14 protein-coding genes and 1 pseudogene are annotated in these 15656 nt (G+C 40.2%); 6 read left to right on the top strand and 9 right to left on the bottom strand.

Going from position 1 to position 15656, the window contains the following annotated elements; translation table 11 throughout:
• Positions 1-22: 22 nt before the first annotated feature.
• The 9 genes and pseudogenes from INE92_RS01990 to INE92_RS01950 form a co-directional block, all read right to left on the bottom strand.
• Positions 23-2773 (bottom strand): TonB-dependent receptor, encoded by a 2751-nt coding sequence (locus tag INE92_RS01990; protein WP_195436452.1) that lies wholly within the window; start codon positions 2771-2773, stop codon positions 23-25.
• A 48-nt stretch (positions 2774-2821) separates the two neighbouring features.
• A complete protein-coding gene (locus INE92_RS01985) occupies positions 2822-3385 on the bottom strand; it encodes a hypothetical protein (RefSeq protein WP_117811416.1) in 564 nt (187 codons plus the stop codon).
• 33 nt (positions 3386-3418) lie between these two features.
• The gene (locus INE92_RS01980) at positions 3419-3763 is read right to left on the bottom strand and encodes a hypothetical protein (RefSeq protein WP_151934617.1); all 345 of its coding nucleotides are present in this window, start codon (positions 3761-3763) and stop codon (positions 3419-3421) included.
• A 4-nt stretch (positions 3764-3767) separates the two neighbouring features.
• On the bottom strand, positions 3768-4307 hold the full coding sequence (locus INE92_RS01975) for an RNA polymerase sigma factor (protein ID WP_195436451.1): 540 nt from the start codon (positions 4305-4307) through the stop codon (positions 3768-3770).
• A 304-nt stretch (positions 4308-4611) separates the two neighbouring features.
• Positions 4612-4788 carry a DUF4250 domain-containing protein gene (locus tag INE92_RS01970; protein ID WP_004316890.1) on the bottom strand — a complete coding sequence of 59 codons (177 nt, stop codon included), beginning with the start codon at positions 4786-4788 and terminating at the stop codon, positions 4612-4614.
• 61 nt (positions 4789-4849) lie between these two features.
• Positions 4850-6393, bottom strand: a pseudogene (locus INE92_RS01965) (carboxypeptidase-like regulatory domain-containing protein).
• 21 nt (positions 6394-6414) lie between these two features.
• Positions 6415-7269: a FecR family protein gene (locus INE92_RS01960; RefSeq protein WP_195436450.1), complete on the bottom strand. Its 855-nt coding sequence runs from the start codon at positions 7267-7269 to the stop codon at positions 6415-6417.
• On the bottom strand, positions 7269-7820 hold the full coding sequence (locus tag INE92_RS01955; protein WP_004316893.1) for an RNA polymerase sigma-70 factor: 552 nt from the start codon (positions 7818-7820) through the stop codon (positions 7269-7271). The genes INE92_RS01960 and INE92_RS01955 overlap by 1 nt, the downstream gene beginning before the upstream one ends.
• Before the next feature lie 50 nt (positions 7821-7870).
• A complete protein-coding gene (locus INE92_RS01950; protein WP_195436449.1) occupies positions 7871-9130 on the bottom strand; it encodes a carboxypeptidase-like regulatory domain-containing protein in 1260 nt (419 codons plus the stop codon).
• Between the two features lie 167 nt (positions 9131-9297).
• On the opposite strand from INE92_RS01950, the gene INE92_RS01945 reads away from it, so the two are divergent.
• The 6 genes from INE92_RS01945 (at position 9298) to INE92_RS01920 (ending at position 15565) form a co-directional block, all read left to right on the top strand.
• On the top strand, positions 9298-10119 hold the full coding sequence (locus INE92_RS01945) for a GNAT family N-acetyltransferase (protein WP_055235977.1): 822 nt from the start codon (positions 9298-9300) through the stop codon (positions 10117-10119).
• A gap of 99 nt (positions 10120-10218) precedes the next feature.
• Positions 10219-10650 (top strand): hypothetical protein, encoded by a 432-nt coding sequence (locus tag INE92_RS01940; protein ID WP_009040725.1) that lies wholly within the window; start codon positions 10219-10221, stop codon positions 10648-10650.
• A gap of 148 nt (positions 10651-10798) precedes the next feature.
• A complete protein-coding gene (locus INE92_RS01935; RefSeq protein ID WP_004316898.1) occupies positions 10799-11434 on the top strand; it encodes a DedA family protein in 636 nt (211 codons plus the stop codon).
• 77 nt (positions 11435-11511) lie between these two features.
• Positions 11512-12159, top strand: a complete 648-nt coding sequence (locus tag INE92_RS01930; RefSeq protein ID WP_134993008.1) for a DUF47 domain-containing protein — start codon at positions 11512-11514, stop codon at positions 12157-12159.
• A 15-nt stretch (positions 12160-12174) separates the two neighbouring features.
• The gene (locus tag INE92_RS01925) at positions 12175-13191 is read left to right on the top strand and encodes an inorganic phosphate transporter (RefSeq protein ID WP_015532585.1); all 1017 of its coding nucleotides are present in this window, start codon (positions 12175-12177) and stop codon (positions 13189-13191) included.
• A 127-nt stretch (positions 13192-13318) separates the two neighbouring features.
• Positions 13319-15565: a cation:proton antiporter gene (locus INE92_RS01920; protein ID WP_195436448.1), complete on the top strand. Its 2247-nt coding sequence runs from the start codon at positions 13319-13321 to the stop codon at positions 15563-15565.
• The last annotated feature ends 91 nt before the right edge of the window (positions 15566-15656 follow it).

The raw sequence follows: 15656 nt of genomic DNA, 5'->3' as shown, positions 1-15656 counted from the left end.
CAGACGAAAATTTAATCTTTAATTATCGCCCCATCATATTCAGACGAAGTATAGCGTGTACCATAAAGTATGAACCCAGTGCATTATAGTCTGTGTCGCGAATGGCAGTAGCAGTAATTGTGCGTATCATTGAAACGTCCTGACGGAGAATATCGTATATTTTGAAGCGGAGAAGTAATTGTTTCCGCTTCAGAAAAGCTTTCGACAACTGACAGTTCCACATCAGGTTTTCGCGGGCATAACCACTATAACCATAACCGGAACGTTGAAAACATGTAAGATCACTGAACAGTTCTATGTTCCACGGAAAATAATACTGCATTTCTGTTCCAAAACGATAATCATAAGTCTCCGTACGTGTCTCTTTTACATTATTATGGGAATTATTATAAAGTAACTCCGCACGGGCACTGATTTCCATTTTTTTTGTCCGGTAAGTTAATTGCAGGCGTTGGCGGGCTGTCAAATGTTTCACTGTGCTTTTCACAGGAGCTTCTTTGTTTATTGTGCTATATCCGTTCTGATTTCTGCATTGCAAATATGAATAAGTACGAAACCTCCAATTCCGGTTCTTAAAAGGAGTATTAAGAGAAAAAGACCCCATAATACGCCAGTTTCCGTTCATATTAAGGGGAGTAGTGGTCCGCACACCAGATTCACTGTCATAAGTCACCTGATTGGTAACACTATTAATAGTGTTCTCCGCCAAAACAGAAGCAACCATATTCCGTTGATGCTTGGCATTATATGAATTAAAGTTCAGCGTAAACGTATTCGTATAGGAAGGTTTCAATGAAGGATTACCAACCCTGATATTTAACGGATTGGTGCGGTCTGTTATCGGTTGAAGATCGCGTATATTGGGCTGGCGACTTTTCCCCCGATATACAATCTGCAAACGGGTACGCTTGGAGAACTTATAGCGGAAATTGACGGTAGGAGAAACATTAAAGACTGATTTTTCCAATGGTTCTTCCAACGATTCTTTTTTCTCTAAAAGAGAATGGCTGACAGACTTTTGGGGTTCAAAGTCAGCACCTATATTATAGTTGTATTTCTTCCGGGAAGTGCGGATAGCAAGATTAAACAGGTGATTGCTGTACTGATTCTCAAAACAGTTACTTGCGTCTTCGTCATAATCAGGAGCAAATTCTTCCGCCTTCTTATCCCAGTTATAAACAAACCGGTCGGAATTGTTAATCCGATGCTGATAACTGTAACGAAACTGAAGAAAATGAAGCCAGGGCAAAGGTTCCACGTACACCAGTTGTAGTCGGTAGTTATAACCGTCTACCTTATCTTCAATCCTTTGATTCTTAACATTCTTCGTATTATTCTTAAAGTAATGCGTAGTAGAAAGATTCGTTCTATCGGTTGAAGAAGCATTTGTTCCATAATCAACTTTCAAAGCGATGTTTCTTCCCATCCGGCTAAGTTTCCGGCTAAGCTGAAGCATCATGGTCATGTTATAAGAAGAGCTATGAGTGGTTCCGGATGATTTCCTTTCATTCAGCAATACGTCATTGCCCCACCCTTGCTGGAAGCCACTACTGCCTCTGTCATTAACAGCCGTACGATATTGAGGACGGAAAATCAATGTTGTAACGGAGTCCATTTTCCATTCTAAAAAAGCATTTGCTACGAGATTATCATTTCCCTGGCGATTGTGTCCGGTACTTTCAGTAATAGATTTGTCTTTACGAAGATAATTATCGACTGTAGTACGACTATCCTCCAGCCGGTCTGTTCCCACATATTGAATGTTCGACCGGAGTTTGACACGCTGCCAGTCATAAGTGACGTTCACTCCCAAAGAACGGGAAGTGGTCAGTCCTTTTTGAGTGCGAAGATTACCGGAGGAACTGGCAGATTCTCCTTGCATCTCCGAAAATCCCTGATTGTTTGTATTATTCAGATTCCCGATAACCGTCAATTGAGAGTTACTCCGGAAACGATTTAAAGTATTAGCTAGTTCATAACGGTCTTTGCTTCCATATCCGCCCATGAAATTCTCCATCCAGCCCCGTTTCATATTTTTCTTGACCGACAGGTCAAGAATCATTTCCTCTTCGCCATCATCAATACCAGTAAGACGGGCAAGATCGGACTGGCGTTCGTAAGCTTTCAGTTTCTCTACCATCTCTACAGGGAGATTTTTAAGTGCTGCCTTCGGGTCGTCGGAAAAGAACTCCTTCCCATCCACCAGAATCTTTTTCACTTCCTTTCCATGAATCAACAGTTTGCCATCCTCGTCTATTTCGCCGCCGGGAAGTTGTTTCACCAATTCTTCCAGCATAGAGCCTTCAGGAGTACGATAAGCCGAAGCATTAAAGACGGTAGTATCTCCTTCGGTCACAACCATCGGTGCTTGTCCCACAACAACGGTTTCTGTTAATGAAATGCTCTCCGGAGTCAAAGAAATATCGCCTAAAATCGGTGTTTTGTTATCTGTTGAAGCTGATATAGTCCGAAAAACAGGGGTATATCCGATATAAGAAATATGTAACAGAATGGATTTACTTTTAGGAATAACGACGGCTAACTGAAATTTGCCTTGTGCATCTGTTGCCCCACCCGCCAGTAAGGTACTATCCGGTAAAGCCAAAAGCCGGACCGTAGCAAACGGTACCGGCTGATTGGTTTCAGTTTCAATCACACGACCGGAAAAACGCTCTTTGCCGGACTGAGCAAAAACAGTCAAACTAATCAGTAACAAGACATAACAAGTAATCAAACGGTACTGAAAAGAATAAATATGGCTGCCTATGTTCAAATTGTGTTGATTTAGTAAAATAAAACTATAATAAAATAAACCTAATCTTTATTTCGGGGCTTGACGCGGAGCACGAGTTTTTTGTCCCTGGTGGTGTCCTTGTCCCGGTTTCTGACCTTTTCTGCGGTCAAATTCCTTTCTGAATTTATTAGCATTCATCTTTTCCTGCTGATAAATTTTCAAAATCTGTTTCTGCGAAAGTATCTTGCTGAATTCATTGTAATACTTTTCACGAATATCCAGCATTTTACGGCTTTGAGTAAACTGGTTCCGCAACATGGTTGCAATCTCGTCGTCAGTCATGGACGGACGTTCTTTCTTAGCATTAGCGTCTGTGCCTTGTGCTTTAGTTTTCTCTGTTCTCGCCTTATGAGTCATCATACGACATTCACGCAATTCTTTCAGATACTTCTCGTATACCGGAGTAAACTTAGCTGCCGTTGCATCATCCAACATCAACGTATTTACTATTTGTTTAGTCTGCATCTGCACCATTTGTTCTGGTGTAGGACGCTGTTTTTTTTGTTTGTTATCCGTATTCTGTGCAGACAAAGTCATCTGGCTTCCCATCAGGAGAACGGCCATAATTACATAAATAAATTTAGTCTTCATAATCTTCACGTTTAAAATAATTAATTGAGTTACTTAATTCAAAAATATATCATTTTCAGAGAAGCTGACGAGCTCTTCCAACTCCTCATCTGATAGTTCTTTAATCCATTTATCTACCGGTTCCGTACCATTGGCTAATACTTTCGAAGAAGACGACGTTACCTCATCTGCCTGTCGCAAAGACGGAACAAACAGAAATCCGACCCATACGGCTGCTATGGTAATCACCGTAGAAATAATCAGCTTCGTATGAGACTTCCGCTGTTGCTTCACTCCGGCACGTTCCATCACCTTTCGTTGCACGTCCTCGAAGAATCCATCGGGGGTACGGTAAGGTGTCCGTTTTCCAATATCATCAAAATCAAAATCCTTTTTCATCGTTCTATCTGTTTAATATATATTCCTTTATCTTCTCTTTCGCATAGTGGTAATTCACTTTTAGTGTATCCACTTTACTATCCAGTACACGGGCGATCTCTTCATATTCAAGTTCATCGTAATAACGCAAGTTGAATACCAGCCGTTGCTTTTCCGGCAGACTTAAAATAGCTTCCTGAAACTTTACTGCCAACTCATTCTCATAATCAATGTAATCGGAAGCCTTCAACTTGCCCATCAACTCTTCCTGAACATCTTCTGCGGAAACAACTCCCTCATCTTTACGTCCGTTAAGCAAGCGTAAACTCTCATTCGTTGCAATCCGGTAAATCCAGGTTGACAGCGAACTTTCTTCGCGAAACTGATCGATATGCCGGAATACCCGGATAAAGACTTCCTGAAGCACATCTTCCGCATCTTCATGAGATACAACCAGTCTACGGATATAATTATATATCGGCATCTGAAAAGAGTCCATCAGCATCTTGAATCCCCGGTCGCGATTCGAGGCACAAGCTTCACGAATTTTATTCTCGTTTATCATCAATTCTTTTTCTGAACTTTATTAGTTAGAACGCGGAAGGCAGGTGAAGTTAAATATGGGATTTGGTATTTTGCTTTTATTAACAAGAGAGGGAGAACTGGCGGAAATCATTGTCGGTATATACGATAGGAATAAACGCATGATTCCTGATGACGTTTTGATGAAGGTAGAAAATTATAGTGACGCTATATGCTCGGGATAGTGACGGCATCATTGTCTCATACCGTCACTATCTTTGCCGGATAGCGTCACTATGTTTTTTTAGTAGAAATACTCTATTTATAAGCTGTAAACAAGGAGATGATTACCAGAACTTATTGTGTTCCGCACTATATTCAAAGCCTGCGGCTTTCAACTGATTCACTAATTCATCCTTGTTCACATTCATATCTTCACAAAGTTCGTCAAGTGAAGAATAGCAATCGCGCAACTTCATATTGATGACGCTGAACAACATCATCGGATCTTTCGGTAATTCCATAACATACAATCTTTTAAACCGGGTGCAAAGGTACAGCAATCCCGTTGAATAGCAAAACAAATCAATCACCTATTTCTTCTATCTTCAAAGAGATTTTTTCTATTAGTTTGCTGATTTCTTCTTCCAATGGGATCACATTGAAGTCTTTCCAAAAGTTCTCATCGTATTTGAAATATGTGTCGGAGAAGATTGTACGAGTAGGCAATCTTTCTGTACGGGGAAACGCGACTACCTGTCCGGTTTCCACCTTGCAAGTAATCATCTCAAACCAGATATGAAGATCACGACTGCCAAACAGCATTTTTGTACGTTTCACTTTGAGATGAAGATCGCCCCGGATATGATGTATGTAATAAGTTCCTTGCCACGGTTTATAAGAAATGGTATATACCACTTTTTGAGGAATCATGCGTATGTTGCGTGCGCGCCTTTCGACGAACATACCCGCCGCATTTTTCACATATACAGGATGAACTTCCAGACGGGCTTGCAATAAGGCGCTCGTTTCAGAATCAAGGAATAGTTCTCCGCAAAAAAGAGGTTCACTGATTCCTTTTTTCTGTTCAAAATGCACCACATTTACAAACCGGTCTTCTAAAAATGTCACGCCCTCCGAAGTATAGGTATAAATGCTATTCTCTATATTGGGAATCAGGAATTCGGGCATATCTTTTATAATATCCATCTGGATACAAGCCTGAATACCCGACTTTACTTTTACCAATAAGCTATCTTTCGCTTCCACATTGCTTAGTCGACTCATTTTCAACAGCTTCACTTGATCTGGCACTGCTGAATGTGAGGATGTCTTATAAACCTTGAACACTGCTTCCGACAAGTTTTGAAATTTTTTTTCAACTGAACTCCTTCACGATAAAAGGTAGTCAGATACACGGGAGTATGCGAATAGTTCTGTTCCCTCCGTTCAATCATTTCCCGCAAAAGTTTCTTTGGTTCACTTCGACGAATCACTACTTCCTGCAAAGGAACCACTTTAGGTTCGAGACTAAGTATATTGTGCCGTCCAATCAACAAAGCAAACTCTATATCTTGTGAAAGATAACCTATATGAGAAAAGGTAATCGAATCGTTTTTTAAAGAATCGGGTAAGGACAGTTTAAAATCTCCATTCTGATTTGTTATGCTGCCGATAGATGTCCCCCTCACTCCAACAGTAGCTGAAGAGATGGGCACACCCGTCTCCTTATCCAGCAAAGTGCCGGTAATGGAAAAGTTAATAGGCTGCTTCGGAATGGAATCCTGTTGTATATGAATCTTTTTCTCCGAAGGGAGAGTAATCAGAATATGAGTACCAATCACTTGAAACTCCAAACCGGTATCTCCTACTATATCATACACTGCTTGGCGAATAGATCGTTCTCCTCCCTTTATCTTCACGACAGCATCATTATCAATGACTTTACTGTCATAAATAAACATATATCCCGACTGTTGGGAGACATTACCTAATAATGAATAAACAGTGCCTTTTGTCTTGGGAAGCCGAACTATCCGTTCCAATACATCGCCCCCATCCGCTCTCATCGTATCGACTACGAAAAAGAGTATGAATAGAATGGATAGATAGCGATAAGCCTGTTTCATTTTCTCAAGTTTAAATGAGTTTTATTCTGATAACAAAAGAATATCCCCTTGCTGGACACATTGCAGACCAAGTGCGCTAGCTATCAGAGTAGCTACGACTTCAGAAGACTCGTCAGAAAATTCAACCGTCAGTCTGCGTTCCTCCAATGCAGGTGAAGCCACTTGAATCTGCAAACTATCCGAATTCAGGTTCATCACTTTCAGAATGTTCGCCAAAGATTCATCTTTAAAACGTATGTGTTTAAAGAAACTCCCCCACTCTTCATTCTCTTTATCCGCATCGAGAACGACTAATCGTTGCGATTGCACCACTACTGCCTCTCCCGCTTTTACATAACATTCCTGATTTCCTTTTTTTAGAGTAACTTTCACAATCCCTCTTTGTACAGATAAGCGGAACGGAGCATGTTCATCGCTCTGTACACTGAAAGCGGTTCCCAAAACTTCAATTTTAGCTTGTTCCGTATCAATCCAAAAGGGTTGTCCCTGCTTCTTTGCTACGTCGAAGAAAGCATTTCCCTGCAAACTCACTTCCCGTTTATCAGCAATAAAATGCTTCGGATATAATAAGGAGGTTTCCTTTGCCAAAAGTACCACAGAACCGTCTTCAAGAGTCGTTGCCAAAGTGGAAATGCCTTGATTTTCCTGTGTAAGAAAATTCTGTGCCGGTTCTCTTTCAGAACCGGTCATCCAATACAAAGCTCCCCAGATGACGCCTATCAAAACGGCGGCAACTGCTCCGTATCTGATCCATAGTGAATGTTTGCGTATAGGACTTCTCTCATCAACTTTCGCAAGTAAACGGTCATTGTCCAGGCGATTATACAATCGGTTCCATGCCTGATCTGTCTTTATTTTATAAATTTCTGTTTTCATCACTTCATGTGAATATAAGTTTCAACTTCTTCTCGTAATGTCCGGAGGGCTTTTGTCATTTCAGCTTCTACTGTTTTTACTGAAAGAGAAAGCTGTGTCGCTATCTCCACATATTTCCGCCCCTCCAAACGGTGCATCTCAAAAATCTGTCGTCTGCGGACCGGCAGCTTTTCAAGAGTGTTATTTATGAATTTCTGTAATTCCTCATACTCCATCTGTTGATGAGGATCTGTCGACTGCTCCGGATTGGAAGTGTTCAATACTGCTTCACGGTATCTATTCCTAACTTCTTCGTGTTCACAATACTGCAAAGATTGATTGCGAGTCGCCCTGTACAGATAGCTCTTAACGGACTGGAAAATCTGTAAGCGCTCCCTTTCTTTCCAAAGTACATAGAAAAGCTCTTCCACAATTTCTTCCGCCACCGCCATCTGCCCGGTAATGCCTGCCGCATAACAGCAAAGAGGAAAATAGTAACGGCGAAAGAGTTCCTCAAACGCTTTTATATCACCTTCCTTTATCTTTTTTAGTATGAGCAGTTCATCCAGCATACTTGCTTTTCTTTATGATTGACCTCAAATATAAGAAAACTATCCCTGTTTCAATTCGATTGCTTTTTCAATTTATCCACTGCGTGCTCTAAAGATTCCGTAGGTTCGATAATATTGTAGTTTCCCCAAAAGTCAGGATTCCAGTATTCGTCTACCTTATCATAAAATATCTGATTCAGGCTAAAAGCTTCTTTGTTGGGTATATTCTCCAATACTCCTTCTTTTCTATCGGTCACTACCATTTCGGAAGCTACCGTATAGCTCGTGGAAAACAACTTCCGCTTCCAGTCACATTTAAAACGGATTGTGTTATGAATATAGTTCAGATACGTTTTTCCATCTACATCTTTATAAGTGACCAGATAAGAGAGTTCTTGCGGTTTGAATCTTAAACCGAGAGGTTTCTTATACAGAATTGCGGTAGTCGCCTTCGATTTATTCTGCATATCCAGACTCATTTCTATACGGGTGAATGACAACCGTTCACGATCGATATACAATTTACCGTATAATAAAGCGTACATGAGAATGACTTTCGGGCGGAAATTAATAACATACTGCATACGATTATCTATAAGCATGGATTCTGCCATCCAGAATTCGTAATTATTCAATTCTTCAAAATAGAGTAACGCTCCCTTGTTCTTCACGACATCCAAAGTGACGCCCAGATTAGGACCACCCACAACTTTGACAGCTAATGTGTCACTCGCTTTCTGACTAAGCAGACGACGTCCCTTCTCCACTCGCACTTTGTCATAGTTTATATTTCTATTGGTATAGGCTGTTTTGGACACATCGAGCACAGCTTCCGATATACCGATATATCGACGCCCTTTCTGTACGGTTTCCCGGTAAAATCCCGTCAGCATATCACGCTTATCACTATAATTTAAAGGGATCTTATTGATTGCTTTCTCTACAATCATACGTGGATTTTCGGCAAATACCACCACTTCATTCAACAGATTGGAATGAGGCGTCAGCCAAACTGTCAACATAGCAGCTGTTTCTTTCTCCAAAGAGATATGAGTATTTACATAACCGATATGTGAAATGTCCAGTTCACGCGGGGTTTCCGTTTTTTTTATCTTCAAAGCAAATTCTCCTTCCGCATTGGTCACAGTACCGATATTGCTACCATGCACCGATACATTTACGTTCTCCAGAGCTTTTTTATTTTGCTTGTCTTTCACCATACCAACGATCGTAAGATAATCTCCGGCATCTCCTTGCGCCCACACTGGAAAGCTACAAAGCAGCAAACAAACTGATAGCCATCCAACCAAGTGTTTTTCTACATTCTTCATACTGATGCTTTTTAAAGGTAAATAAATTGCGTTTCTACTAATAAGAGCGCTCAAACCGGAAATACCCTACAGCTTTTACAAAAAAAAGAAAAAGAAATCAGATTTCAATACCATATCCGGAAATTAATAGTAATTTTCCCGGCAAATTAATGATAAAAGCAATCGCCATGATACGCAAATTAGACAAGACCGAATACGCCCTGGCTGCATCGTTAGCATTGGAGGTATATATACAATGTGGAGCGGAAGACTTCGATGAAGAAGGTTTGAATTCATTTAAAAGCTTTATCTCCAGCGAGCAACTGATGAATGAATTAGTGATTTATGGTGCTTTTGAGGATAAGAATCTGGTCGGCATCATGGGGACAAAGCATGAAGGGAAACATCTTTCTTTATTCTTTATCCGAAAAAAGTACCAATGCAAAGGTATCGGCAAACAGTTATTCTGTTTCGCTATCAATGATTGTCCGGTAGATGAAATGACTGTTAATTCATCCACGTACGCTATTCCTTTTTATCAAAGTCTGGGATTTGAAAAGACTAAAGAGAAGCTATGTACTAACGGGATAACTTATACGCCAATGATATTCAAGAGGACAGTCAGAATCAGTTCCATCGCACCTTGTGGAATGGACTGCGCATTATGTTATGCTTTTCAAGATATAAAAAAGCCTTGCCCCGGTTGTAGAACCCAAACAGGAAAAATTCGGGAAAGTTGCCAAAACTGTATTATTTTCTCATGTGATAAGAAAAAGTATTATTGTTTTGAATGCACAAATTTCCCTTGCAAACGATTAAAAGCACTAGATGCAAGATACCAAAACAAATACAAAATGAGTATGATTATGAATCTTACATTCATAAAAGAACAGGGAGAAGAAAACTTCTTAATATGGCAAAATCATAAATACACCTGCCCCAAGTGCGGAAAACTGCGAACTGTGCATTACGACTACTGTATTCACTGTAAACAACAGAAGTTAACATAACTATAATGAATCCCTCCCGATAGAGCTACAATTATAATTGTTAATTATGCTTGTGAATATGTATTTCATATAAAAATAGTTTCTACCTTTGCGACCGTTATGATGAAGTACATATTCTGTATACTATTAGGCGTATTTCTGAATTGGGGATTCCATCTGATTTCCGATGAAGCACAGGAGGCATACCGGTTAGAAACCGGTAGTACCAGTATACAAACCTATACCAAATCATACACCTCCAAAACTAATATCATACAGCTGGATAAAGAACAGAAACTAGTCAAAACAAAAGAATACACCGGAAAGCAAGATTACAATAACGATAATGGCGTTTTAAATCCATTTTCTTTCCGACACCTCTCTCCTTTAAAGATACTACGATTCAATATTCCTTCTGTCACTATCCGTATACTAAGCTCTCTGAAGATTCAGCTTCCTCAAAACCAATGGACAGGTTTTTCATATTATACCAATCTTTTTAAATATTCTGATAGATATCATATCTATTCATTAGGTCACATACTCATTTAGCCATTTTATATTTTTTCCGGCATAAGACTATTCCAGTCTTTGATGCCTCACTTTCTGTTTGCGTCCTCCATTTAAGTGAAAAGAGTATTCACTATGGTCCGGAAGCCAATAACATTCTTTTTTTACCATAACAACCAAAGTATATAAAATGGACTTTTTATTGGATTTCATCCTTCATATCGATCAATATATGGTTATGATTGTGCGTGATTATCATGCCTGGACGTATGCCATTTTGTTTTTTATAATCTTCTGTGAAACCGGATTAGTGGTCACTCCTTTTCTTCCCGGTGATTCTCTACTCTTCGTTGCAGGAGCTATTTCTGCCTTACCTGACATGCCTATCAGTGTGCATATACTCGTTATCATTTTATTTGCCGCTGCCGTATTAGGCGATTCCTGCAATTACATGATCGGACATTTCTTCGGTCGAAAGCTTTTTAATAATCCCAATTCCAAGATATTCAAACAAAGCCATCTGGAGAAGACACACGAGTTTTATAAGAAATATGGTGGGAAAACAATTATTCTTGCCAGATTCGTCCCGATAGTACGCACGTTTGCTCCCTTCGTAGCAGGAATGGGAAAGATGAACTATTACTATTTTATGATGTATAATTTAGCGGGTGGTGCGGCTTGGGTCGGCATATTCTGCTACGCCGGTTATTTCTTCGGAGACCTTCCGTTTGTACAAGAGAACTTGAAACTGCTGATCGTTGCCATCATATTCATCTCTATATTGCCTGCAATCATAGAGGTAGTACGAGCCAAACTAAAGTCTTAAAACGCCAAACTATAATCTGTATTCATTTGTTACTAATATAAATAGAGAAGAAAAAACAATTTAAAGTTTTTACACTTATGAAAAATTCTTTTTTTAGCCGGTTTACTCCAAAGGAGCCCAAATTTTTCCCATTGCTGAAACAACTTTCAGAAGTGCTTTGTGAAGCATCCGTTGTTTTAACAGAAAGCTTGCAACATGACTCACCTACAGAACGTGCAGACTACTACAAGAAAATCAAAGAGCTGGAACGTGAAGGGGACAAACTGACGCATCGGATTTTTGATGAATTGGGCACTACATTCATCACTCCTTTCGACCGTGAAGATATTCATGACTTAGCTTCCTGCATGGATGATGTCATCGACGGAATAAATAGTTGTGCCAAACGAATCTCTATTTACAATCCCCGTCCTATCTCGGAGAACGGCAAAGAATTGAGCCGTTTGATTCAGGAAGAAGCGACCTACATCTGTAAAGCCATGGACGAACTTGAAACATTCCGTAAGAAACCGACTCTTCTCCGGGAATATTGCTCAAAATTACATGAAATCGAAAATCAGGCAGATGACGTATATGAATTCTTTATCACCAAGCTATTTGAAGAAGAAAAGGATTGCATTGAACTTATCAAAATTAAAGAAATCATGCATGAACTGGAGAAAACAACCGATGCCGCAGAGCATGTAGGCAAGATTCTGAAAAACCTGATTGTAAAGTACGCATAAAGTAAGCCGGAACACATGGAATTATTAGTGACTATCATTATTCTGGCTCTGATATTCGATTATATCAACGGCTTTCACGATGCAGCAAACTCAATAGCTACAATCGTATCTACCAGGGTGCTTACCCCCTTTCAAGCTGTACTATGGGCTGCTTTCTTCAATTTCGTTGCTTTTTTCATTGCCAAATACATTATAGGCGGATTCGGTATTGCCAACACAGTATCCAAAACGGTGGTAGAACAATATATCACTTTACCTATTATATTGGCAGGAGTAATAGCAGCCATCACCTGGAACCTGGTAACATGGTGGAAAGGTATCCCGTCTTCATCCTCACATACGCTTATCGGAGGATTTGCAGGAGCTGCCATTATGGCAAACGGGTTTGAAGCAATTCAACTTAATATCATTCTTAAAATTGCAGCTTTCATCTTTCTGGCTCCTTTTATCGGAATGGTGATTGCTTTCGGTTTCACTCTGTTTGTTCTTTACATCTGCCGGCGCGCACATCCTCATACAGCTGAAGTCTGGTTTAAGAGGTTGCAGCTCGTTTCTTCTGCTCTCTTCAGCGTCGGACATGGTTTGAATGATTCACAAAAAGTAATGGGTATCATTGCCGCTGCCATGATAGCCGCCCATTCTATGGGATTGGGTATGGGTATCAACAGCATCAATGACCTTCCCGACTGGGTTGCTTTTTCGTGCTTCACCGCCATCTCACTCGGCACCATGTCCGGAGGTTGGAAAATAGTAAAGACAATGGGAACCAAAATCACCAAAGTAACCCCATTGGAAGGAGTAATTGCCGAAACAGCCGGTGCTTTCACTCTCTACATTACGGAAATGCTGAAAATCCCCGTTAGTACTACACATACTATCACAGGTGCAATCATCGGAGTAGGTGCAACCAAACGCCTCTCTGCCGTTCGCTGGGGAATAACAAAAAGCCTCATGACTGCCTGGATTCTTACAATTCCGGTCAGTGGACTCCTGGCAGCAGCTATCTATTATATTGTTTCCTTCTTTTTATAGAGGAAAACAATATAATGAATAATTGACTGCCGACACTCTCGAAAAAGAAAAGAGCTGAACATCCATGTCCCTTGGCTCTTTTCTGTCTAACTATCAGGAAGAAAAAAATGAATAAATCCATCACTAAATGTCACATTTACCAACTTTGATTGCCGACCTTGCGCTGATATTAATATCGGCCAGTGTAATAACCTTGCTGTTCAAATGGATGAAACAACCTTTAGTCTTAGGTTACATCATTGCCGGATTACTAGCGGGGCCTTATATAAATATTTTCCCCACCGTGGGAGATATCGAAAATATCAATATATGGGCGGAAATAGGTGTTATTTTCCTGCTCTTCGCACTTGGACTGGAGTTTAGTTTTAAAAAGCTCATGAATGTAGGTTCCACAGCTTTTATCACGGCCACCACCGAAGTCGTCAGTATGTTGCTCATAGGTTTTCTGGTAGGACAATTATTAGGATGGGGCACGATGAATTCCATCTTTCTTGGGGGAATGTTGTCTATGTCGTCTACCACAATTATCATCAAGGCCTTTGATGATTTGGGGTTACGCAACCAGCGTTTCACGGGCATCGTATTCGGTACTCTGGTAGTGGAGGATTTGATTGCCATTTTAATGATGGTACTTCTTTCTACAATGGCAGTAAGTCAGGACTTTGTGGGTGAAGATTTATTGATTAGTGTTCTCAAAGTCGTTTTCTTTTTAATCCTGTGGTTTCTCATCGGTATTTTCGTTATTCCGGCTTTTCTTAAAAAAGCAAAGAAGCTGATGAATAATGAGACGCTTTTGATTGTTTCGATCGGTCTTTGTCTGGGAATGGTGGTATTGGCCACCTATACAGGCTTTTCAACGGCGTTAGGTGCATTTATCATGGGATCTATCCTTGCCGAAACCATCGAAGCCGAGCACATCGAACATATCATACAACCGGTAAAAGACCTCTTCGGAGCTATTTTTTTCGTATCAGTCGGTATGCTGGTGAATCCGGCTGTATTGGTAGAATATGCCTGGCCTGTTATCATCATTACTCTGGTTACCATTATCGGTAAAGCCATTTTCTCTTCATTTGGCGTACTCTTATCCGGAGAACCGCTAAATACTTCTATCAAATCCGGATTCAGCCTGGCACAAATTGGAGAGTTTGCTTTCATCATTGCCGGACTGGGTGTTTCGCTCAAAGTGCTCGATCCGTTTATTTCACCAATCATTGTGGCTGTATCTGTTATCACCACTTTCACGACTCCTTATTTTATCCGTTTGACCAATCCTTTTGCCGAATGGCTTTACAAAATATTGCCTACTAAAATACAGGAAACATTAGATCGTTATGCTTCCGGCAAGAAGACCATGAACCACGATAGTGACTGGAAGAAATTACTAAAAAACATGATTGGCAGGGTTATTATTTATAGCGTATTGCTCACTGCTATCTGGCTGCTGTCTATACAAATCATTTATCCCGCCATCAGTGAAATGTTTGCTCCTGTTACCCTATGGATTAATCTGGTGATGTGTCTGGGTACCCTTTTGCTTATGACTCCTTTTTTGTGGGCACTTATCTCCAACAAATACAACTCTTACGAATTATTCCTGAAGCTATGGAGAGATGAGAATTACAATCACGGACGACTGGTTTCTCTCGTTCTAGGCCGTGTATCTGTTGCTCTTTTCTTTATCACTAGCGTAGTTATCAGCTATTTCAAGCTGAACTGGGGAATAAGTGTGATCATTGCCATAGCTGTTGTGGCATTGATTCTTATTCTTAGGGAAGACCTCACGCAATATTCACGATTGGAAACGAGATTCCTAGCCAATCTTAACCGACGGGAAGAGGCTGCTAAAAAACGACACCCGCTAAAAACAAGTTTCAATAGCGAGTTCAATGACAAGGACCTTGATTTGACGTCTGTCGTAGTATCGCCTTATTCCGATTACATCGGCAAGTCTTTAGGAGAACTTTCATTCAGGCAAAATTTTGGAGTGAATGTGGTTGCAATCACGCGTGGTGATTTGAATATATACATTCCGAAAAGTTCTGAACCTATTTATCCGCAGGATAAACTGACTGTAGTCGGTACGGATATGCAATTGCAGGAGTTCAGAAATAGAATAGAAGATGTAAAAAACACAATAGATACGGACGCAGTGGATAAAAAGATGACTCTCCACTCTTTCACTGTAGATGATGAATTCCGTTTCTTAAATAAAACCATTGCGCAGTCTCATTTGGGAGAAAAGTACGATGGTATCGTTGTGGCTATTGAACGGAATGATGAATTGATTCCTTTGGATAAAGATACGGCTTTCCAATTAGGAGATCTCGTTTGGATTGTGGGTAACCGCGAGAAGATTAGAGACATACTGTAATAAAGTCCGGGGTCAAATAAATCACATTACATATAAAACAAAAGAGAGCTGTAAACATTTAATCTACAGCTCTCTTATTTTGATTTATTGT

It is taken from the genome of Bacteroides xylanisolvens, assembly GCF_018289135.1.
In the GTDB taxonomy this organism is placed as follows: Bacteria; Bacteroidota; Bacteroidia; order Bacteroidales; family Bacteroidaceae; genus Bacteroides; species Bacteroides xylanisolvens.
This window is presented reverse-complemented; position numbering and strand designations above follow the sequence as displayed.

Excerpts from the sequence above, each read along its gene's own strand:
- INE92_RS01975 (WP_195436451.1), bottom strand. The coding sequence starts at position 4,307 with ATGATAAACGAGAATAAAATTCGTGAAGCTTGTGCCTCGAATCGCGAC.
- INE92_RS01940 (WP_009040725.1), top strand. The coding sequence starts at position 10,219 with ATGATGAAGTACATATTCTGTATACTATTAGGCGTATTTCTGAATTGG.
- INE92_RS01930 (WP_134993008.1), top strand. The coding sequence starts at position 11,512 with ATGAAAAATTCTTTTTTTAGCCGGTTTACTCCAAAGGAGCCCAAATTT.
- INE92_RS01950 (WP_195436449.1), bottom strand. The coding sequence starts at position 9,130 with ATGAAGAATGTAGAAAAACACTTGGTTGGATGGCTATCAGTTTGTTTG.
- INE92_RS01945 (WP_055235977.1), top strand. The coding sequence starts at position 9,298 with ATGATACGCAAATTAGACAAGACCGAATACGCCCTGGCTGCATCGTTA.
- INE92_RS01935 (WP_004316898.1), top strand. The coding sequence starts at position 10,799 with ATGGACTTTTTATTGGATTTCATCCTTCATATCGATCAATATATGGTT.
- INE92_RS01980 (WP_151934617.1), bottom strand. The coding sequence starts at position 3,763 with ATGAAAAAGGATTTTGATTTTGATGATATTGGAAAACGGACACCTTAC.
- INE92_RS01920 (WP_195436448.1), top strand. The coding sequence starts at position 13,319 with ATGTCACATTTACCAACTTTGATTGCCGACCTTGCGCTGATATTAATA.
- INE92_RS01925 (WP_015532585.1), top strand. The coding sequence starts at position 12,175 with ATGGAATTATTAGTGACTATCATTATTCTGGCTCTGATATTCGATTAT.
- INE92_RS01985 (WP_117811416.1), bottom strand. The coding sequence starts at position 3,385 with ATGAAGACTAAATTTATTTATGTAATTATGGCCGTTCTCCTGATGGGA.
- INE92_RS01960 (WP_195436450.1), bottom strand. The coding sequence starts at position 7,269 with ATGAAAACAGAAATTTATAAAATAAAGACAGATCAGGCATGGAACCGA.
- INE92_RS01955 (WP_004316893.1), bottom strand. The coding sequence starts at position 7,820 with ATGCTGGATGAACTGCTCATACTAAAAAAGATAAAGGAAGGTGATATA.
- INE92_RS01970 (WP_004316890.1), bottom strand. The coding sequence starts at position 4,788 with ATGGAATTACCGAAAGATCCGATGATGTTGTTCAGCGTCATCAATATG.